The organism is Modestobacter sp. VKM Ac-2979, from assembly GCF_026967995.1.
In the GTDB taxonomy this organism is placed as follows: Bacteria; Actinomycetota; Actinomycetes; order Mycobacteriales; family Geodermatophilaceae; genus Modestobacter.
This window is the reverse complement of sequence record NZ_JAPVBO010000009.1, coordinates 13596-33289: the sequence shown is the minus strand read 5'-3', so window position 1 is coordinate 33289 and position 19694 is coordinate 13596. Positions and strand designations below refer to the sequence as shown.

General features: G+C 74.9%; 17 protein-coding genes and 1 riboswitch. Of the genes, 5 read left to right on the top strand and 12 right to left on the bottom strand.

Annotation, left to right across the window (positions count from 1 at the left end):
• Nucleotides 1-31: 31 nt before the first annotated feature.
• From O2W15_RS22605 to O2W15_RS22575, 8 genes are all read right to left on the bottom strand, one after another.
• The gene (locus tag O2W15_RS22605) at nt 32-1234 is read right to left on the bottom strand and encodes a hypothetical protein (protein WP_269181084.1); all 1203 of its coding nucleotides are present in this window, start codon (nt 1232-1234) and stop codon (nt 32-34) included.
• 132 nt (nt 1235-1366) lie between these two features.
• The gene (locus O2W15_RS22600) at nt 1367-1780 is read right to left on the bottom strand and encodes a hypothetical protein (protein ID WP_269163809.1); all 414 of its coding nucleotides are present in this window, start codon (nt 1778-1780) and stop codon (nt 1367-1369) included.
• Nucleotides 1777-1923, bottom strand: a complete 147-nt coding sequence (locus O2W15_RS22595) for a hypothetical protein (RefSeq protein ID WP_269181083.1) — start codon at nt 1921-1923, stop codon at nt 1777-1779. The genes O2W15_RS22600 and O2W15_RS22595 overlap by 4 nt, the downstream gene beginning before the upstream one ends.
• 20 nt (nt 1924-1943) lie before the next feature.
• On the bottom strand, nt 1944-2930 hold the full coding sequence (locus tag O2W15_RS22590) for a siderophore-interacting protein (RefSeq protein ID WP_269181082.1): 987 nt from the start codon (nt 2928-2930) through the stop codon (nt 1944-1946).
• Nucleotides 2931-3188: 258 nt separating this feature from the next.
• Nucleotides 3189-3443 carry a hypothetical protein gene (locus O2W15_RS24120; protein WP_442929284.1) on the bottom strand — a complete coding sequence of 85 codons (255 nt, stop codon included), beginning with the start codon at nt 3441-3443 and terminating at the stop codon, nt 3189-3191.
• Nucleotides 3444-3496: 53 nt separating this feature from the next.
• A complete protein-coding gene (locus O2W15_RS22585; RefSeq protein ID WP_269181081.1) occupies nt 3497-6958 on the bottom strand; it encodes a TM0106 family RecB-like putative nuclease in 3462 nt (1153 codons plus the stop codon).
• A 103-nt stretch (nt 6959-7061) separates the two neighbouring features.
• Nucleotides 7062-7895 carry a poly(3-hydroxyalkanoate) depolymerase gene (gene phaZ / locus O2W15_RS22580; RefSeq protein ID WP_269181080.1) on the bottom strand — a complete coding sequence of 278 codons (834 nt, stop codon included), beginning with the start codon at nt 7893-7895 and terminating at the stop codon, nt 7062-7064.
• Nucleotides 7892-9658, bottom strand: coding sequence for a PHA/PHB synthase family protein (locus O2W15_RS22575; protein ID WP_269181079.1), 1767 nt, complete (start codon nt 9656-9658; stop codon nt 7892-7894). Before O2W15_RS22575 ends, phaZ begins: the two co-directional genes overlap by 4 nt.
• Nucleotides 9659-10055: 397 nt before the next feature.
• On the opposite strand from O2W15_RS22575, the gene O2W15_RS22570 reads away from it, so the two are divergent.
• Nucleotides 10056-11150: a LacI family DNA-binding transcriptional regulator gene (locus O2W15_RS22570; RefSeq protein WP_269181078.1), complete on the top strand. Its 1095-nt coding sequence runs from the start codon at nt 10056-10058 to the stop codon at nt 11148-11150.
• On the opposite strand, the gene O2W15_RS22565 is transcribed toward O2W15_RS22570, so the two are convergent.
• The 3 genes from O2W15_RS22565 to O2W15_RS22555 form a co-directional block, all read right to left on the bottom strand.
• The gene (locus tag O2W15_RS22565) at nt 11102-12121 is read right to left on the bottom strand and encodes an iron-siderophore ABC transporter substrate-binding protein (RefSeq protein ID WP_269181077.1); all 1020 of its coding nucleotides are present in this window, start codon (nt 12119-12121) and stop codon (nt 11102-11104) included. The two genes, O2W15_RS22570 and O2W15_RS22565, sit on opposite strands and share 49 nt — an antisense overlap.
• Before the next feature lie 81 nt (nt 12122-12202).
• Nucleotides 12203-13420 carry an acetyl-CoA C-acetyltransferase gene (locus tag O2W15_RS22560; protein WP_269181076.1) on the bottom strand — a complete coding sequence of 406 codons (1218 nt, stop codon included), beginning with the start codon at nt 13418-13420 and terminating at the stop codon, nt 12203-12205.
• Between the two features lie 126 nt (nt 13421-13546).
• Complete coding sequence (locus O2W15_RS22555) at nt 13547-14332, bottom strand: SDR family NAD(P)-dependent oxidoreductase (RefSeq protein ID WP_269163801.1); 786 nt, start codon at nt 14330-14332, stop codon at nt 13547-13549.
• 158 nt (nt 14333-14490) lie between these two features.
• On the opposite strand from O2W15_RS22555, the gene O2W15_RS22550 reads away from it, so the two are divergent.
• From O2W15_RS22550 to O2W15_RS22540, 3 genes are all read left to right on the top strand, one after another.
• Entirely contained in the window at nt 14491-14715 is a 225-nt protein-coding gene (locus tag O2W15_RS22550; protein WP_269163800.1) for a hypothetical protein, read from the top strand.
• 4 nt (nt 14716-14719) lie between these two features.
• Nucleotides 14720-14829, top strand: a riboswitch (TPP riboswitch).
• Complete coding sequence (locus O2W15_RS22545) at nt 14820-15830, top strand: alcohol dehydrogenase catalytic domain-containing protein (protein ID WP_269181075.1); 1011 nt, start codon at nt 14820-14822, stop codon at nt 15828-15830. It overlaps the preceding riboswitch by 10 nt.
• A gap of 44 nt (nt 15831-15874) precedes the next feature.
• Nucleotides 15875-17146, top strand: coding sequence for an MFS transporter (locus O2W15_RS22540; RefSeq protein WP_269181074.1), 1272 nt, complete (start codon nt 15875-15877; stop codon nt 17144-17146).
• Between the two features lie 13 nt (nt 17147-17159).
• Here O2W15_RS22540 and O2W15_RS22535 read toward each other — a convergent pair whose 3' ends face one another.
• Nucleotides 17160-17852, bottom strand: coding sequence for a maleylpyruvate isomerase family mycothiol-dependent enzyme (locus O2W15_RS22535; RefSeq protein WP_269181073.1), 693 nt, complete (start codon nt 17850-17852; stop codon nt 17160-17162).
• A 180-nt stretch (nt 17853-18032) separates the two neighbouring features.
• Here O2W15_RS22535 and O2W15_RS22530 point away from each other — a divergent pair, with 180 nt between their 5' ends.
• The gene (locus tag O2W15_RS22530) at nt 18033-19694 is read left to right on the top strand and encodes an FAD-dependent oxidoreductase (RefSeq protein WP_269181072.1); all 1662 of its coding nucleotides are present in this window, start codon (nt 18033-18035) and stop codon (nt 19692-19694) included.

The window sequence follows — 19694 nt, the reverse complement described above, 5'->3', positions numbered from 1 at the left end:
ACCCGATCGGCGCGGGCGTCGAGGGCCCCGGTCAGTCGCGCACCGACAGCGCCGGCTCGCCCTGCCCGCAGGTGGCGCACGTACCCCGGCGCCGGAACGCGTAGCCGGTCACCGCCGCGGCCAGCGCCAGTCCCCAGGGGAGCGTCGGGAAGACCAGCACGAGAGCAGCGTCGCCCAGGTCGCCGGCCAGCAGCTGCTCCACCGCCATCGCCAGGAACGCCGGGCTGGCTGCCAGCAGGGCCACGGCGACCACCCCGCCGGCCAGCACGGGGACCCGCACCGGCACCGGGCGGCCGCGCAACCCGGGCACCCAGCGCGGCCAGACCTCACCCCACGGCCGGATCAGCCCGAGGGTGAGCACCGCCCCGCCGAGCGCGGCGAAGCCGAGGCCCAGCCCGAACAACCGCATCTGCGGCTCCAGCACCCCATCAGTGGGCATGCCCAGCGGCCACGGGGTCAGCCAGGTCATCCGCAGCAGGGCGTACGGCAGCGGACCGGCCACGGCGATCCAGGTGGCCACTGTCCCCCAGCGCCGGGCCGCGGCCGGCCGGGTCCACGCGGCACCGGGGCGCCCGCAGACCGCGCACCGGCCGGTCGCCGACCGCCGCAGCAACATCGCGGTGACGCCCCAGAGCACGGCACCGGCCAGCAGCAGCGCCAGGTGCAGGTGCGGCATCGCGTGCTCGGCGAAGCCGGAGCCCAGCTCGCCGGCGAGGTCGGTGACCGTGTCCGGGCGCAGCAGTCCGGCAACCACACCGGCGACGAGCACCGCAGCCACCCCGATCAGCCAGGGCCGGGTGCGCCGGTCCCGCGCCGCCCCGACGGTGAAGACCACCAGGAAGGTGGCCGGGCCGACGATCGCGGCCAGGTAGCCCAGCAGCACCAGCGAGCCGAGGTCAGCGGCGAGCACACCGAGGACCGCAGCCTGCACCGCCATGGCGGCCACCAGCGGGGGCGACCCGCCCCGCCGGCGGGTCAGCAGGACGAGGAACAGGCCGGCGCCGGAGAGCGCCAGCACGGTCCACGCCGTGGACGTGCGATCGAGCAGGGTGAGCACGCCGTACCGCTCGTCGGCGTCCAGTCCGGGCCAGCTGCCCGGGTCCAGCAGCCAGCGCAGGGCCAGCAGGGCGTGCAGCACGCTCCAACCGACGCCGGCGACCAACAGCCGGCCGACGGTGGGCGTGCTGTGGCCGACAGCATGGGCTGGGACGGCGGGTGCAGGGTCGAGGGTCACGGTGGACCTCCGGATCAGCGGCCCGGGTGGATCCCGGGGTCGCCGTCCAGCGTCGTGAGCGCGCTGGGCCACCGGCTCCCCCGCTCGGGGGACGTGCCTCCGCCGTGCGGGTGGCTCAGCCGTGCGGGTGGCTCAGCCCTCGGCGGGGTCGGCCGCTCGGTCGGCCGCGGCCAGCAGCCAGCCGGGCCCGGCGATCCGGGCGACGGCGGGGAGCCGGTCCCGCAACCCCCGGTCGGCGGTGACCACCAGCAGGTCGTCGTCGCCGTCGGCGAGGTCGGCGGCGGTCTCGGCCAGCGCATCGTCGCCGCTGCCGGGCGCCCGGACCACCCGCAGGCCGGCCGGGGCGGAGACGTCCCGGGCCTGCCCCTCGACCACCGCGACCAGTGCGGTCACCGGTACCGGCTCGCCGTCGGGCCCGGTCAGCTCCCGGCCGGGCAGGGCGGCGAGCCGCTCCAGCAGCCGGGCGGTGGCGCCGGCCCGGTCGCGCCACCAGCCGTCGGGCCGAGCACCCACGGTGTTGGCGACGTCGACCAGCAGGGTCGTCATCGTCGTCGGGACGTGCCGAGGACCGCGGTGGCGACGAAGAAGAGCAGGCCGACGATGGCCAGCCAGAACAGGCCCTCCACGATCACGCCGACCACGGTCACGGCGACCCAGACGAGGAGCAGCAGGAGCAGGAGACGGAGCACGGGTCCGACCGTAGCGAGGGTCAGCTGCCCTCAGCTGCGCCCAGCCGCCAGTAGCCCATGAACGCCACCGAGGTGCGGGGCACGCCGAGGTCGCGGACCAGGCGGCGGCGCAGCTTCTTGACCATGCCCGCTTCCCCGGCCAGCCAGGCGTAACAGCCGTCGGCGCCGCCCTCGTCGGGCACCTCCCAGAGGACGCCGCCCTCCAGGTCGACGTCCTCGACCTCCTGCCCGGCGGTGCGGGCGGCCACGCCGAGCTCGCAGAGGGCGGCGTGCACCGCCGTGCCGAGCGCCTCGCCGGGGGCCCGGCTGCCGCGGACGAGCCAGCGGACCTCCACCCCCGGCGGCACGGCGAGCGACAGCACATCGCGGGCCTCGGGGACCTCGAGCACGGCGATGGCGCGCCGGCCGGCGGGCAGCCCCTCCACGATCGCGCTGATCGCCGGGACGGCGGTCTCGTCCCCGGCGAGGAACAGGGGGCCGTCGGCCGGTGGCGCCCACTCGACCCCCCAGGGCCGGCCGGACCCGGCCCGGCCGGGGCGGGGCCGGTCGGGGCCCAGCACGACGATCGGGTCGCCCGGGACGGCGGCGGCCCAGCTGGCGGCCGGGCCGGAGTGGCCCTCCTTGACCCCGTGCAGCACCACGTCGACGTCCAGCTCGCCGAGCTCCGGGCGGGCGGCGCGCACGGTGTAGGTGCGGAGGTACGGACGGCGCTCGTCGGGGAGCGCGCAGTAGTCCTGGTACCAGGTCGGGCCGTCGGTGAGCAGTTCGGTGACCGGGGCGCCGTCCCGGGAGAGCACCAGCTTGATCCGCTGGTCGTCACCGGCCGCGCCGAAGCCGGTGAGCTCCGGGCCGCGGAGGGTGAGGCGCAGGAAGCTGGGGCTCAGCCGCTGGACGCGCCTCACGGTGGCGCTGAAGAAGCGGTAGCTCGGTGCGGCGACCGCCGGTTGCGGCTCGGTGAGGTTCTCGAGAACCGCCGTTCCGGCACGTCCGGTCACCGCCGTGGTCATCGCTGCTCCCGCGCTCGTCGTGACCGGCTCGTGCGCAACCGGACGATGGTGAGGCTAGCCTAACCAGACCATCGAGGGAATCCCTGGAGCAGGAACGGCTGCCCGCCGCGGCTCATCGAACGCGCGCCGCCCGCCCCAGCGCCGCACAGATCGCGTCGGCCACCGACTCCGGGTCCTCGTGCTCCCAGAAGCGCAGCACCCGCCATCCGAGACCGGTCAGCACCGCGTCGGTGCGCCGGTCGCGGGCGACGTTGGCGGTCAGCTTCGCCGCCCATCGGCCTCTCTGCAGGGGCCCGCCGCGAGCTTGCGAGTGGTGGGGGGCAGAGAGGTCCTTCGACCGTCGATGAAGACGACGAGGCGCCGGCCCTTCCACACCAGGTCGCCACGGGCCCGCGTCGCGCGACAGGGCCGGACGTCGACCCGGTAGCGGACCCCGCGGGCGTGCAGCCGCCGGCGGACGGCGAGCTCCGGTGCGGTGTCCCGCCTCCCCTGCCGGCGGAACCGGGCCCGCACCGGAGCCGACGAGGGGACCGGGGCGCGCCGGAGGTCGACCGCCGCCGCCGTGTTCACACCTGGGCGACGGCCGGGGCCGGTGGCGCGGGCCGGGCCGCCGCGGTGGCGATCTCGACCAGCCGGCACAGCCCGTTGACCAGCCGCAGCTGCTCGGGGGTCTGCACCGGTGAGGTGAGCAGAGCCGGGCTGCCCACGAGGTAGGCGACGGTCTTCGCCCGGGACAGCGCGACGTTCAGCCGGTGCCGATCGAGCAGGAAGTCCAGCCGCCGGGGCACGTGGGCACCACTGGAGGCGGCCAGGGAGAAGACCGCCACCGCCGCCTCCCGGCCCTGGAACTTGTCCACCGTGCCGACCTCTACCTCACCCAGCCCGACCGCGGCGAGTGCGCTGCGCACCTGGTTGACCTGCGCGTTGTACGGGGTGACGACCAGGACGTCGGCCGACCCCATCACCCGCTCGACCCCGCCGGTCCGCCAGCTCCGGCCCATCAGCCCGGCGACGAGCTCGGCGACGACGGCCGCCTCCTCCGGGGAGGCGGAGCCGTTGCCCTCGTGCACCACCGGCACCCAGCCGATCCCGGCCGGCGCCGCCCACCGGGCCGGGGCGTCGAGTTCATTGTCGGCCGTGACCGGCGCCGGCTGCAGCTCCCCGCCGTAGGACAGCCCGGAGACCACCCGGCACAGCGCCGGCGCCATCCGCCAGCTGCGGTCCAGGAAGACCCCCCGGTCGGCGGGCAGCACCTCCTGCTCGCCGAGCACGTGCTGCAGTGCGGAGACGTCCGCGCCGTCGGGGTGGATCCCCCGGCCCGGCTGGCGGAGCTGCTGGGGGTCGCCGAGCAGCACCAGGCCGGCCGCGGCCCGGCTCACCGCCAGGGTGTTGGCCAGGGACAGCTGCCCGGCTTCGTCCACCACCAGCACGTCCAGCCGGCCGGCCAGCTCCGGGCGGGCGAACAGCCACGAGGTGCCGGCCACCAGGTCGACGTCGCCGCCGTCGAGTGCGTCGACGACCTGCCCGTTGGAGCCGACGCACTGCACGTCGACGTCGCCGCACCGCTGCAGCTCGTCGGCCTTCTGCAGCGCCCGGACCGGCACCCCGGCCTCGCGGGCGGCCGCCATCACCGCATCGAGCAGGTTGCCGATCACCTTGTGGCTGGAGGCGGTCACCCCCACCCGCTTGCCGGCGCGGATCAGGTCGACGACCGCGCGTGCCCCGGTGTAGGTCTTGCCGGCTCCCGGCGGGCCCTGGACCGCGAGCACCCCGCCGTCGAGCAGTCCGGCCAGCCGGCGCACCGCGGCCGCCGACTCCTCTCCCGGCTCGCGCTGCGGCGCCGCGGCGAGCAGTCGCGGCGGTCGGCGCAGCAACAGGTCGCGGGCCGACCGCGCAGGGCCCGGGGCGTCGATGCCGCTGACCGCGACCTGCTCACCGAGGTCGGTGAGTGCGGCCCGGAACAGCTTGTCGCTCGGTGGCGAGGTGGGCAGCAGCCCGGTCGGGTGCTCGAGCGCGGCGGCCGCGCCGCGCGCCAGCACCACCCAGCCGGCGGTCGGGTCGATGTCGACGACCGAGCTGGTGAGCCGCTTCCCGCCCGCGTCGGGCACCAGGTGCTCGTACCGGTTGCCGGCCGACACCTTGGTCTCCTGCGGCGGGAAGCGGTAGCGCCAGTGCTGCGACCGCTGCGCCGCACCGACCAGCTCGGGCGCCTCCAGCGGGCCCAGCGCCGGGGTCTCCCGCTCCAGGTCGTCGGCCGCCAGGTCGCGCAGCCGGAAGTACTCCCACCAGGCCGAGCGGGCCTCCCGGGCGTGCCACCCCAGCTGCTGGGCCAGCAGCCAGGTGGCCTCCTGCTCTGGGGTCCGGTCGGTGTCGGGCAGCCCGGCGGTCAGCCGGAGCTCCAGCTCCTCGCGCAGTTCCTGGGCCGCGGCGTTCTCGGCGGAGCCGTCCGGGTCGCCGTCCTCCGGCCGGCCCAGCCGCGCGCCCGAGGCGAGCAGCTCGGTGCGCCGGGCCTCCAGCCAGTCGCGCAGCTCCCGGGTGGAGACGCAGTCATCGCGGTTGTAGGCCTCGATCTGGTCGAGCAGCGCCTGGTCGCGGGTGGCGAGCCAGCGCTCGAAGGCGACGATGCTCTCCCCGGCGTCCGACACGTCCGCGCCGTGCGTGCGGGTGTGCCCGCGGTAGTAGTCCTCCACCTGCTTGATCGAGTACGACTCCTTGCTCAGCCGCAGCCCCTGGCGCACCACGGCGTAGAGGTCGACGAGGACGTCGCCCCGCAGCAACCGGTCGACCTCGGCCTCCCGCGTCTGCAGCCGGGCCGACAGCGTCTTGAGCCGGGCCGGCTCGTAGGGCGCGTAGTGGAAGACGTGCATCGCCGGGTCGGCGGCGTGGGCCGCGGTCAGGTGGTCGACCAGCGCCTCGAACGCGAGACGCTCGGCATCGGACTGGTCGTCCGCGGCCGGGTCACAGCCCCAGAAGGCGGTGAACTCCCCGGCGGTGTCCAGGACCCCCCACAGGTACTCGAGCCCGGCGTCACCGGCGAAGGGATCGCCCTCGATGTCGAAGAACAGGTCGCCGGCGCTCGGCGGCGGCAGCAGCTCGAAGCCGCGCCCCGGCTCGCGCGGCAGGAACTCGTAGCTCGGCAGCCCGGACTCGCGCTCGGCCACCTGCAGCCGCGCCTGCTGGGTGAGCCGCTCCCGCGAGCTGCGGCCGATGGCGTCGGGCAGCTCGTCGGGGGCGCGGGTGGCCAGCGCGGTGACGGTCGGGACACCGGCCTCGACCAGCGCGGTCGCGTGGTCGCGGCGCATGAAGGCCACGAGGGACAGCGAGTCCTCCTCGCGCCAGCGCGCCGTGCAGGTCTCCCGCCAGGGGCAGACGCCACAGTGCGCGTTCGGGTACGGCGGCGCCAGCTCCCCGTCATCGAGCCGGGAGAGGAACCGAGTGCGGGCGGCCCGGGTGTACGCCTCCGCGTCGGAGTACCGGAAGACCAGTTCCTGCTGGTCGCCGGTGACCACGGTGAGCAGGTCGGGCGGCACGCCCTGCAGCCCGGCCAGGAGGTCGCCGTACAGCGCCATCTGCAGCAGGGCCGGCACCTTGATCCGGCGGGCGAGCTTGGTGTCGGCGACGTCGTAGGCCCAGGCCCCCAGGTCGCTGACCCGGTCGGTGCGCTTGAGCAGGAAGTCGGCGTGCCCGCGCCAGGTGCCGTCGAAGAAGGTGGCCTGGTAGACGACGTCCGCGCCGGCGCGCATCGCGGCGAGCGTCTCGTCCTGGGCGCGACGCAGCCCGGCGGCGTCCTTGCCCGACGGCCCGGTGACCTCCACGACGGACAGGCCCCGGTCGCGCAGCCGCTGCACGTGCCGCTCCTCGTGCGCCATGCCGTGGGCGGCGACCAGCTCGGTCATCGGGTCGACCGCCGGCGGGCGGCTGCGGGAGCCGCGGGCGACCTCGAGGGAGAGCCGGGTGAGGTGCTCGCACTCGATGAAGCCGGTCAGGTCACTGGCGCTGACCACCAGCGCGCCGTCGAACTCGTACACCTTGCCCCCGTCCCCTCCCCCTCGTGGAGGAGCTGCAGCGACCGTACGGCGGGGGTACGACACGTCGGCGGAGGCGCCGGCCGCTCCCCTCCCACAGCACTGGTCAGCTGAGGAAGCGCTCCACCACCGGCGCCAGCTCCGGCGCCTCGGTGACCAGGGCGAGGTGTCCGCCGCGGTAGAGGTGCAGCTGCGAGTCGGGGATGAGCCGGGCCATCAGGCGGGGGTTCACCGCGGGGATGATCGGGTCGTCGTCGCCGGCGATCACCAGGGTGGGCTGCTTGATCATGCGGAGCAGCGGGAGGCTCGACCAGCCGGCACCTGCGGCCAGCTGGTAGTAGTAGCCGCGCCGCGGGCCGAGCCGCGAGTCGGCGTGCAGCACCTCGGCCGCGCGCTCGGGGTGCTGACGCATCGTGCCGCCGTAGATCTCCCCCGCGATCGTCCGGGCATAGCTGGGGTCGCGGTGCCGCCGTGGGGTGAGCATCTTGGACAGCACCCGCGGGTGCGCCGGCACCATGAGCGACCCCGTCCCGGTCGCGGCCAGCACCAGCCGCCGACACCGCCGCCGGTGCTGCACGGCGAACTGCTGCGCCAGACCGCCGCCCCAGGAGAAGCCGAGGACGTCGACGGCCTCCCGGTGGCCCAGCTTGGTGAGCAACCCAGCCACGACGGGCGCGAACGTCATCATCGTGTAGGGCATGACCGGCCTCGGGGAGCCGCCCACACCCGGGACGTCGAACCGGATCACCTCACGCCGGGGATCGAGCGCATCGACGAAGGGCTGCAGCACCTCCAGGCTCGCGCCGATGCCGTTGAGCAACAGCAGCGGCGGCAGCGTGCCGTCGCCAGGGTGGACCGAGACACGCAGCGTCCGGCCCCCGACGGTGACCGTGCGCAGCGGGGGGTCGCCGGCCCGGCGGGTTCCCTGCCCGGCGCTCATTTGTCGAACACGTACGTGCCGGGAGCCGCGCCCAGGGTGGGCCGGCCGCCGCCGAGCTCCGCCGGCGCGTCGGCCCCGTCGCCGGCCCGCTCACCCACCCACCGGGCGTAGTCGGTCCACCACGACCCCTTCTCGGTGTGTGCGGCGGCGAGCCACTCGTCGGCGTCCGGGAGGTTGGGCGAGCCCGTCCGCCAGGTCGACTTCGGGTTGGTCGGCGGGTTCACCAGCGAGGCGATGTGCCCGCTGGTGGAGAGCACGAAGCGGGTGTCCCCACCGAGCAGCTGGGTGGTCGCATAACAGGACTGCCACGGGCAGATGTGGTCGGCGATGCCGGCGACCACGTAAGCGTCGACCGTGACCGCGGACAGGTCCACCGGCGTGCCGAGCATGGTGGCCGCACCCGGCTTGGTCAGGGAGTTGTGCACGGCCATGTCCAGGAAGCCCCGATGCAGTGCCGCGGTCATCCGGGTCGTGTCGGAGTTCCAGTAGAGGATGTCGAACGCCGGCGGGGGCTTGCCCTGCAGGTAGTTGTTGACCCAGTAGTTCCAGATCAGGTCGTTGGGCCGCAGCCAGGCGAACACCTCCGCCAGCGTCGCGCCGTCCAGGTACCCCTTCTTCGTCGACGCCCGGACAGCCGACTGGGCGGACTTCTCGTCCAGGAACGCCCCCACCGTCCCGCCGCGGGCCTGGTCGAGCACGGTCACGGCGAAGCACACGGAGGCGACCCGCTCCTGCTCGCCGATCGCGGCGAGGTGCCCGAGCACCATCGCGGTGATCATCCCGCCGGAGCAGAAGGACATCAGGTTGGTCCGCCGCGCGCCGGTCATCCGCTCCGCCGCGGCCATCGCGTCGAGCACCGCCTGCCCGTAGGTGTCCAGGCCCCAGTCGGCGTGCCGCGCATCGGGGTTCCGCCAGGACATCATGAAGACCTGCTGCCCGTCGGCGACCATGTGCTCGGCGATGCTGCGGCCCTCGGCCAGGTCGGCGATGTAGAACTTGTTGATCGTCGGCGGCACCATCACCAGTGGGACGGCGTGCACCGTCGGCGTGGTGGGCTGGTACTGGATCAGCTCGAAGACCGGCGTCCGCAGCACGACGACGCCGGGGGTGCGCGCCAGGTCCTTGCCCACCTCGAAGGCGTCCGGCTCGACCATCGAGGGCACCCGGGGCGCCGAGGACAGGTCACGGACCAGCCGCCTGGTGCCGGACACCGCGCTGCGCCCGCCCGTGTCGATCGCCGTCTTCCACGCCGAGGGGTTCAGCGCCGGGTTGTTGCTGGGCGCCAGGGCCTCGACGATGTTGGTCACGGAGAAGCGGATCCGCTCGTCGTGGGCCCACGGCAGGGCTGCGTCGTCGACCAGTCGGGTCGCCGTCTGCGCCGTCACCAGGTGCGCCTGCATGGCCCGCTTCAGCACCGGGTTGCCCGACCAGGCGGGATCGACGTAACGCTTGTCCTTGGCGTTCGGCGCCACCTCGGAACGGCCGAGCCCGATGCGACCCCACTCCCCGACGAGCCGGCCGGTGTGGCCGAGCACGGTGCGCGGACGGCGGGCCAGCGCCGCGGTGAAGCGGAGACTGCTGCTGACCGGCGGTACCAACCGGCGCAGCGGCCCGAGTGCGGCGTCGGACAGGATCATGTCCAGCCCGGTGGCCGACTCGGCGATCCGCTCCGGTTCGGCATCGGGATCGCCGCCGGTGGTCGACGCCGCCACCGGTACGGACCGTGCGATGCCCTGCTTGGACGAGCGCGCGGGGCCGCTCACGTCGCGCTCCTCGGGCCGGGCTGGACTGACCGTGCTGGGGTGGTGCGGAGCTGGCACACGAGGGCTCCTCGTCTCGACACGCTGGCGGTCACGCGATGGTCCATCCGGGCGTACTGGACGTGAGGACCATCACACAGCCCGCAGGCCGGGTGAGCAACCGGGCGGGCCCGACGACGGGCCGCGTGCTGCTCCTCGTGCGGCGCGCCGTGGGTGTCGCCGTCCTGTGGGCGCGCCGACCGGCCACGTGAGGACACATGGACTCGTACATCGAAAGACACATAGACGGATGTGCCCTTCCCGGACAGCACACCTACACCCGCCGGCTGTGCACGGCCCAGCGCTTTCCCCCTTTCTCCACTTCGGTAGAAAGCGCGCTGTGCCTACGACGTTGAGCTCCGTGGCTGCGGCCGCGGGGGTCAGCACCAGTACCGCGAGCCGCGCCCTGTCCGGTCACCCGGCGGTGCTGCCCAGCACCCGCGCCCGGGTGGAGGCGGCCGCTGCGGCCCTGCAGTACGAGCCCAACCGCACGGCCAGCGCACTGCGCACCCGGCGTACCGGGCTGATCGGCCTGGTCGTCAACAGCCTGCGCACCGCGACGTTCCACACGATCGCGGAGACCCTGCAGGGCTGGGCCGCCGAGCACGAGTACCAGCTGCTGGTCTGCACCACCGGGGGCGACCCGGCGCGCGAGGCCTCGTTCCTGCAGACGGTGCGCCAGCACCACTTCGACGGCGTGGTGATCGCCGGCTCCGGCGCGAACACCGACCTGGTCAACGCCCTGGTCGAGGCGGGGCACGCGGTCGTGACGATGAACCGCGAGGTGCCCGGCTCCCTGGCCCCGTCGGTGATGTCCGCCTACGAGACCGCAGCCCGGCTGGCCACCGAGCACCTGCTCCAGCTGGGGCACACCCGGATCGCCGCGATCGAGGGCCCGCCGGCGGTGACCTCCGGCCGACTGCACGACGCCGGCTTCCGGGCCGCGATGGCGACGGCCGGCGTCCCGGTCCTGGACGAGCTGGTGTGCCGGGGGCCCTTCACACCCGACTTCGGCCGGTGGGCCGCCGCCGAGCTGCTCGGCCTGCCCGAGCCGCCGACGGCGCTGCTGGTGACCAACCACGAGGCGTCGTTCGGGGCGCTGCCGGTGATCGGCGACAGCGTGTTGCGGGTGCCCGACCAGCTGTCGGTGATCTGCACGGAGGACGAACCGTTCTACGAGTGGTGGTCGCCGCCGGTCACCACCGTCGACAACCGCGCCGCCCTGCTCGCCGTCGGCGCGGCCGACCTGCTGCTCGGTCAGCTGACGACCGGCGCGCAGGACCTCCCGTCGCGCCACACCGAGCTGGTGACCCCGGTGCTCGTCGAGCGCGGGTCGACCGCACCACCACCTGCGCGGCCGCCGGGCCGCCGCGGAGGTGTCCACGGCGGCCCCGCGGTACCCCCAGCTCAGCCGACCACCTCGGACAGCTCCGGCGCGAAGCCGTCCAGCAGGTAGGGCAGGCTCAGGGCGCTGGCGAACTGCAGGGCCGCGTAGTCCTCGTCCTCGATGAAGATCGACCGGCCCTCGGTCACGGTGGGGAGCCCGGACAGCACCGGGTCGCCCTCGATCCCCGCCCGTTCGGCCTCGGACCCGGACTGGAAGACCAGCACGTCGGCGTCCAGCATCCGGGCCTCCTCCCGGCTGACGGTCCCGTAGAAGTCGCTCTGCGCCGCGGCGTCCAGGGCCGGGTCGACGACCATGCCCAGGTCCAGGAAGAACCGGGTGCGGGTGTCGTCGGACGTGTGGAAGGGGTACTCCCCGCCGTAGGCCGGGCCGGAGAGGGTCACCGTCTTCCCCTCCAGCTCGGGGTGCTCGGCCCGCGCCGCCGCGATCTGCTCCTCGACGTCGGCGATCAGCTCCTCCGCGCGGTCGGGCTGACCGAGCGCCTCGCCGGTGATCCGGGTCTGCTCCTGCCAGGGGGTGCCGAAGGCGATGTGCTCCTCGGGCTGCACGACCGTCGGCGCGATGGCGCTGAGCGTCTCGTACTCGTCCTCGGTCAGCCCGGCGGTGACCGCCATGATCAGGTCCGGGTCGAGCGACGCGATCTGCTCCGGGTCGACCTCCGCCCGCGACAGGATCTCCGGATCGGCGTCCCCGGCCGCCTCGTCGGCCCACGGGAAGAAGACGTCGTCCTCGGGGCCGAAGGCGTAGCGGACGGCGACCGGGACGACACCGAAGGCGAGGATCGCGTCCTGCTCGGTGTAGCCGAGGGAGACCACCCGCTCGGGCTCCTCCGGGATCGTCGTCGTCCCGTAGGCGTGCTCGATGGTGACCGGGAAGGCGGCCTCGGCTGCCGAGCCGGCGGCGGCCTCGGCCGGCTGCTCGTCGGACTCCGACGAGCAGCCGGCCAGGACGGCGACCGCGAGGACAGGGAGGACCACGGCGGTGGTGGACGTGCGTCGCGCGAGCGACCGGGAGAGCAACATGGTGTTGTTCTACCTGAGGGCAGCCTTACCTAACTAACCGGTCGTCGCCCTCGTTGCCCGATCGAGAACCTGGGGGTGCGGTCAGACGACCCGCTCGAACACCGCGGCGAGCCCCTGCCCACCGCCGATGCACATCGTCTCCAGGCCGTAGCGGGCCTCCCGGCGGCGCATCTCGTGGGCGAGCGTGGCCAGGATCCGGGCGCCGGTCGCCCCCACCGGGTGCCCCAGGGAGATGCCGGACCCGTTGACGTTGACCCGGTCGCGGTCGTCCCCGCCCAGGCCCCACTCCCCCAGGCAGGCCAGCACCTGGCTGGCGAACGCCTCGTTGAGCTCGATGAGGTCCATGTCGGCCAGCGTCAGCCCGGTCTGCTCCAGCACCTTGGCCGTCGCCGGGACCGGGCCGATGCCCATGGTCTCCGGCGGCACGCCCGCCACGGCCCAGCCGGTCAGCCGGACGAACGGCTGCCAGCCACGGCGGTCGGCCTCGGCGCGGGTGGTCACCACGCAGACGGCGGCGCCGTCGTTCTGGCCGGAGGCGTTGCCGGCCGTCACCGTCGCCTCCGGGTCGACCCGGCCCATGACCGGGCGCAGGCCGGCCAGGTCCTCCATCGTCGTGTCCGGGCGGGGGTGCTCGTCCTCGGTGACCGTGCGGGCCGGCGTCTTGCGGGTCCCGGGCACCTCGACGCCGATGATCTCCTCGGCGAACCGGCCCTCGCGGATGGCAGCGCCGGCGGCCTGCTGGGAGCGCAACGCCCAGGCGTCCTGCTCCAGCCGGTCGACCGAGTACTCACGGCGGACGTTCTCCGCGGTCTCCAGCATGCCGCCGGGCACGGGGTGGTGGAGGCCACCGGCGGTCTCCCGGGCACGCGCCAGCCGGTCGTGCAGCATGACGCCGTCGCCCTTGGCCCCGCTGCGCAGCCCCAGTGCGTAGTGCTCGACGTTGCTCATCGACTCCACCCCACCGGCGACGACGACCTTGCCGGCGCCGGCCGCCACCTGCATCGCGGCGTAGATGACCGCCTGCAGGCCGGATCCGCAGCGCCGGTCGATCTGCAGGCCGGGCACCTGCACGCCCAGGCCGGCGTCCAGGGCGGCGATCCGGCCGATCGCCGGGTTCTCACCGCTGGGGCTGCAGTTGCCGAGGATGACGTCGTCGACCTCGCCCTCCCCCAGCCCGGTCCGCTCCACCAGACCCCGCAGCGCGGTGGCGGCGAGCTCGTTGGCGGACAGACCGGCGAAGACCCCGCCGAAGCGACCGACGGGAGTGCGGACCGGGGAACAGATGACGACGTCGTCCATGCCCTGACTCTGCCAGCTCCGCCCCGGCTCGGTGCAGTGGAGCCGACCACTGACCGGAAGCCGGCGTCGCCCGGAACGCCGACGACGCCCCTCCCGGCGGACCGGGAGGGGCGTCGTCGGAGCGGGTCAGTCGCGCGGCTTGGCCATCGCCTCGTGCGCGGAGGACTTGAGCGAGTCGGGGAGCAGCTTGTTCGCCGCGCCCTGCACCTTCGTCTTCAGCGAGGCGGCGAGCACCTTCTCCTCCCCGGCCATCAGCGCCTCGAAGCCCTGCGCGGCGACCTCGGCCGGGTCGTCCTTGGGGCCCTGGCCGATGGCGGTGTCGTCCAGGTCGGCCCGGGAGAAGAACTCGGTGTCCGTGGGGCCGGGCATCAGCGCGGTGATCGTGACGGCGGAGTCCTTGAGCTCCTGCTGCACGGCCTCGGTCAGCGACTGGACGAAGGACTTCGAGGCGTTGTAGACCGGCTGGTAGGCGCCGGGCATGGTCGCCGCGATCGAGGAGGTCACCAGCACCCGGCCCGCGTTGCGACCGGTCATCTGCACGAGCACCAGCTTCAACAGCGCGGCGGTGGAGACCACGTTGAGCTGCATGACCTCCAGGTCATCGGCCCAGTCGGTGTCGACGAACGCACCGCCGCGGCCGACGCCGGCGTTGAGCGCGGCGGCGTCCAGCGGGCGGCCGAGGCCCTGCACCCGGGTCCACAGCTGCTCGATCCCGTCGGGGGTCCGCAGGTCGGCCTGGACGGCGGTCACCTCGGCGCCCTCGGCGCGCAGCTTCGCGGCCGCCGTGTCGATCGTCGGGTCCTCGGCGTCGATCACCAGGTCGAAACCGTGCTGGGCGAACTGCTTGGCGAGCTCGTACCCGATCCCGCTGGAGGCACCGGTGACGAGGGCGAGGGGCTTGGTGTCGGTCATGCACCTCGCCCTACCCGCCCCCATGGCCGGGTTCACCCTCCGCGAGCGCCTTTCCGGCCGCGGGGGCTGGTGGCCGCACCCGGGGTCAGGGAGTGCGGCCGGACCGACCCTGGCACCCCCTCCTGACAGTTCCGTGTGCACCGGCTCAGACTCGGCCCATGACCGAGGACGCGAGGCCGGCCGGGGACGCCGGCGTGATCTGTTCGGCGAAGGGCTGCCGGGAGCCGGCGACCGTCGTCCTGGTGTGGAACAACCCGAAGGTGCACACCCCCGACCGGGAGAAGACCTGGACGGCGTGCGAGGCGCACCGCGAGCAGCTCTCCCACCACCTGGCGATCCGGTCGTTCCTGCGCCGCGTCGAGCCGGTTCCCCCGCTGCGGTAGCTTCAGCGGCGCACACGGGAGCCCGGGCGCGGGCTGAGAAGGCGGACGACCACCGCCGACCGTCCACACCTGATCCGGTTCATGCCGGCGGAGGGAGCTGCTCGATGCTCGCTGCTCGATTCCACGCACCCGGTCGACCCCTGGCCCTGGACGACGTCCCGGTGCCCGAACCCGCCCCCGACGAGGTGCGGGTGCGGGTGCACGCGGCCGGGGTCTGCGGCACCGAACTGCACTTCACCGACGGCCTGTACGCGCCGTCCCGGACGCCGATGACGCTGGGCCACGAGGCCGCCGGCACGGTCGACGCGGTCGGGTCGGCGGTCACCGGCTGGGCCGAGGGCGACCGGGTCGCCGTGTACTACTACCTCTTCTGCGGCAGCTGCCGCTGGTGCCTGCGCGGTCGGCAGAACCTGTGCCTGACCCCGCGCGGCGTGCTCGCCTTCGCCGCGGACGGCGCCTTCGCCGAGCAGCTGGTCGTGCCGGCGCACTGCCTGGTCCGGCTGCCCGACGAGCTGCCGTTCGAGGCTGCCGCACCGCTGTGCTGCGCCGGCACCACCGCGGTGCACGCGCTCACCGAGGCCGCGGTCGAGCCCGGTGACGTGGTCGTCGTGCTCGGCGCCGGCGGCGTGGGGCTGGCCGCGGTGCAGGAGGCCCGGCGACGCGGCGGCGTGGTCGTGGCCGTCAGCCGGGACGACGCCCGCAGGTCGGCTGCCCGGTCCGCCGGGGCGGTGGCCGCGGTCGCCCCCGCCGAACTCGCCGACACCGTGGCCCGGCTGTCCGGCGGGCAGGGCGCCGACGTCGTCGTGGAGCTCGCCGGCGTCACGGCGACGCTGGAGCTCGCGACGGCGGTGCTCGGTCGCCGCGGCCGGCTGGTGCTGGTCGGCTACAGCGCCGACGCCCTGACGGTGAGCCCGCTGGCGCTGGTGGTCGCCGAGCAACGGGTCATCGCCAGCGTGGGCAACACGCTGGCCGAGCTGGAGCAGGCGGTGGCCCTCGCCGCGGCCGGGCAGCTGGCGCCACCGGTGGCCGGCACGCTGCCGCTGACCCAGGTGAACGATGCGCTGGACCGGCTGCGCGCCGGGGACGTCGCAGGGCGGCTCGTGCTCATCCCCTGACGCCCCGCAGCGGCGTGCCGGGCCGCGTGTGAGGATCGGCGCTCGTGCGACATCGCAGCAAGGACGCCCCGCTCCCCCGCGAGGTCGGTGTCCTGGCGATCGTCGCCTTCGTCGTCGCCCTCGGCTTCGGCATCGTCGCCCCGGCGATCCCGCTGTTCGTCCGCGACTACGGGGTCGGCACCACCGCCGTCGGGTTCGCCGTCAGCGCGTTCGCCTTCTTCCGGTTCATCTCCGCCTTCGCCGGGGGCTCCCTGGTCGAGCGGATCGGCGAGCGCGCCGTGCTCGCCGCCGGGCTGGCGATCGTCGCGGTCGCCACCGCCGCGGCCGCCCTGGCCGGCAACTTCCCGCTCTTCGTCGCCCTGCGCGCCGCCGGCGGGATCGGCAGCGCGATGTTCACCGTGGCCGCCCTCTCGCTGCTGCTGCGGACGGCTCCGGCGGCCCAGCGCGGCCGGGCCGCGGCCACCTACCAGGGCGGCTTCATCCTCGGCGGCATCGCCGGCCCGGCGGTCGGCGGGTTCCTCGCCGAGGTCTCCCCGCGGCTGCCGTTCTTCGTCTACGGCGGCTTCCTGCTGGTCGCGGGGGTGGTCGCGCTGGTCCTGCTGCGCCCGGCCGCGCTGCCCCCGGTCGCCGGGGCGGCGGCCGACCCGGATCCCGCCGCCGACCCGGCCCCCGCCGCTGACCAGGTGCGCGGCGGCGGCCCGTCGGCCGTGGCCGTGCCCCCCGCGGGCGCCGACGGTGGCGGGCTGCGCGCGGCGCTGCGGTCCCGGGCCTACGTCGCGGCGCTGGTCGCCAACCTGGGCGTGGGCTGGGTGCTGTTCGGCGTCCGCAACTCCCTGGTGCCGCTGTACGTGACCGAGGAGCTGGGCAAGACGGTGGCCTGGGCCGGCGCCGGGCTGCTGGCCGGGTCGGTGGCGCAGGCGATCGGGCTGCTGCGGGCCGGCCGGCTGGCGGACAGCTGGGGCCGCCGTCCCTCGCTGCTGCTCGGTTCGGGGCTGGCCACCGCGGCGATCGCCGTCCTGGTGCTGCCGCCGACCACCGCGGCGTTCCTGCTCTCGATGGCCACCTTCGGGCTGGGCGCCTCACTGCTGGCCAGCGTGCCGGCCGCGGTGGTCGGCGACGTCAGCCCGGCTCGGGGCGGCCGGGTGGTGGCGGTGTTCCAGATGGTCGCCGACCTGGGCGCGGTGGCCGGGCCGCTGGTCGCCGGCTGGCTCACCGACGCCTTCTCCTACCAGGTCGCCTTCGCGGTCAGTGCCGCCGTCCTGGGTGCGGCGATGCTCGCTGCGCTGGCGATGCCGCGGGACCGTCCTGCCGGCTGAGCCGGCAGGCCGGTCAGAGCCAGGGCGCCAGCGTCGGCAGCGGACCGTCGGCCTGCAGCTCCTCCCCCGCACTGCGGCCGGTGACCCACGCCGCGACCGCCGGCAGCGGACCGGCGACGGCCAGGGTGCCGGTGCCCCACTCCCGGTCACCGGCGAACAGCGCGACGTCGGGCACGGAGTCGCGGCGGTCCCACATCCGGAAGACGTCGTCGACGAGCGCGGCCAGGACGTCGTCCGGGAGATCCGTGAAGGCGACGCCCTCGTCCAGGTCGACCGCGTGCACCCACACCTCCCGACAGCGCATCCAGGGCACCTCCGCGGCCGGCACCTGGCGCCCCTGCGCGGTGCGTACCTGGGCTGTCCACGCCTCCTCGGGCAGGCCACGGACCGCGGCGGCCAGCCGGCCGGTCGCCGCGACCACGGCAGCGCGCAGCTCGGGGGCCGGCAGCTGCGCCGCCTCGTAGATCTGGGCGTCCCGCGCCTCCATCGAGGGGTACATCGGCGTCTCCACCCCGGTGCGCGCCCAGGTCAGCAGGTTCACCAGCGCGTCGGCGTTGGCCGCCAGGTGCGCCAGGAGGTGCCGCCGCGACCAGCCGGTGAGCAGGGACGGCGCGTCGAGCTCCTCGTCGGTCAGCCGGCCCAGCGCCGTCCCGAGGAGCCGTTCGCCGTCCTCCCACCAGCCGAGCGTCTCGACCGGCGCGGTCATCGACGGGTTCCGGGCTCGTGCGCGGGCGCGGTCATGACGTCACCCTGCCGCGCCGGGCGCCGGTGTGCCAGAGCTGGCGGTCGGGACTACCGCCGTTCACCTGCACCCGGTTGGATGGAGGTGCCATCGGGGGCCTGCCCACCGGGGCGGTCCACCTCGACGGCGCCGACCGGAGGTGCTGTGCCCGCGCGACCCGTCCTGCTCACCGTCGACGACGACCGGGCGGTCAGCCGCGCCGTCGCCCGCGACCTGCGACGCCACTACGGCGACCGCTACCGGATCGTCCGCGCGGAGAGCGGCCGCGACGCGCTCGCCGTGCTGCGTGAGCTGACCGCGCGCGGCGAGGCCACCGCCCTGCTCCTCGCCGACCACCGGATGCCCGGGATGACCGGCGTGGAGTTCCTGGAGCAGGCGATGGACCTGGCGCCGACCGCCAAGCGGGTGCTGCTCACCGCCTACGCCGACACCGACGCCGCGATCCGGGCGATCAACGACGTCGACCTGGACCACTACCTGCTCAAGCCCTGGGACCCGCCGGAGGAGCTGCTCTACCCGGTGCTCGACGAGCTGCTCGAGGACTGGACCCGCACCGCCCGGGCGCCGTTCGAGGGCATCACGCTGCTGGGCCACCAGTGGTCGGCGGAGACCCAGCAGCTCAAGGAGTTCCTGGCCCGCAACCAGGTGCCCTACCGGCACCTGCAGGGCGAGGACGCCGCCGGCATCCGCACCGCCGCGGACCTGGCGGACGACGCGACGCTGCCGGCCCTGCTCTTCCCCGAGGGCACCGTGCTCCGCCGGCCCACCCTGCAGCAGGTCGCGCAGCAGGTCGGGCTGGCCACGACCGCCGGCAGCCCGTTCTACGACGTCGTGGTGGTGGGCGGCGGGCCGGCCGGACTGGGCGCGGCGGTGTACGCGGCCAGCGAGGGGCTGCGCACCCTGCTCGTCGAGCGGACCGCCACCGGCGGGCAGGCCGGCCAGAGCAGCCGGATCGAGAACTACCTGGGGTTCCCGCTCGGGGTGTCGGGCAGCGAGCTCGCCCAGCGGGCCCGCGACCAGGCCGTGCGGTTCGGCGTCGAACTGCTCACCGCCGCCGAGGTCGTGCAGATCGCACCCAAGGGCGACGGCCGGGCGCTGCTCTTCGCCGACGGCAGCCAGGTCGCCGCGCACGCCGTCGTGCTGGCCACCGGCGTCTCCTGGCGGCTGCTGCCGGCCGAGGGCGCCGCCGACCTCACCGGCCGCGGCGTCTACTACGGCGCCGTCGCGCACCAGGCCGCCGACTGCGCCGGCGAGGAGGTCTTCGTCGTCGGCGCGGCCAACTCCGCCGGCCAGGCCGCGCTGCACTTCGCCCGCTTCGCCAGCAAGGTGGTGGTGCTCTGCCGGGGCACCGACATCCGGCAGAGCATGTCCGAGTACCTGGTCGCCCGGATCGAGGCCGACCCGCTGATCGAGGTGCGCACCTGCACCCAGGTGCAGTCCGTGGAGGGCGCCGACCACCTCGAGCGACTGGTGCTCGCCGACTCCCGTACCGGTGCGACCGAGGTCGTCCCGGCGTCCCGGCTGTTCGTGTTCATCGGCGCCTCGCCGCCCACCGAGTGGCTGGGCGAGGCGTTCCTGCGCGACGAACGCGGCTTCCTGCGCACCGGGCCGGCGCTGCTGGACGAGGCGGGCCGCCCGCCGCGGGACTGGCCGCTCACCCGGGCCCCGTACCACCTGGAGTGCTCCGTCCCCGGCGTGTTCGTGGCCGGCGACGTCCGCGCCGAGTCGGTGAAGCGGGTCGCCTCCGCCGTCGGCGAGGGCGCGATGGCCGTCACCCTCGTGCACCGCTACCTGGAGGCGAACTGA

Coding starts and splice junctions, on each gene's coding strand:
- O2W15_RS22555 (WP_269163801.1), bottom strand. CDS start 14,332: ATGACCGACACCAAGCCCCTCGCCCTCGTCACCGGTGCCTCCAGCGGG.
- O2W15_RS22600 (WP_269163809.1), bottom strand. CDS start 1,780: ATGACGACCCTGCTGGTCGACGTCGCCAACACCGTGGGTGCTCGGCCC.
- O2W15_RS22565 (WP_269181077.1), bottom strand. CDS start 12,121: ATGTTGCTCTCCCGGTCGCTCGCGCGACGCACGTCCACCACCGCCGTG.
- O2W15_RS22550 (WP_269163800.1), top strand. CDS start 14,491: ATGACCGAGGACGCGAGGCCGGCCGGGGACGCCGGCGTGATCTGTTCG.
- phaZ (WP_269181080.1), bottom strand. CDS start 7,895: ATGAGCGCCGGGCAGGGAACCCGCCGGGCCGGCGACCCCCCGCTGCGC.
- O2W15_RS22535 (WP_269181073.1), bottom strand. CDS start 17,852: ATGACCGCGCCGGTCGAGACGCTCGGCTGGTGGGAGGACGGCGAACGG.
- O2W15_RS22590 (WP_269181082.1), bottom strand. CDS start 2,930: ATGACCACGGCGGTGACCGGACGTGCCGGAACGGCGGTTCTCGAGAAC.
- O2W15_RS22545 (WP_269181075.1), top strand. CDS start 14,820: ATGCTCGCTGCTCGATTCCACGCACCCGGTCGACCCCTGGCCCTGGAC.
- O2W15_RS22560 (WP_269181076.1), bottom strand. CDS start 13,420: ATGGACGACGTCGTCATCTGTTCCCCGGTCCGCACTCCCGTCGGTCGC.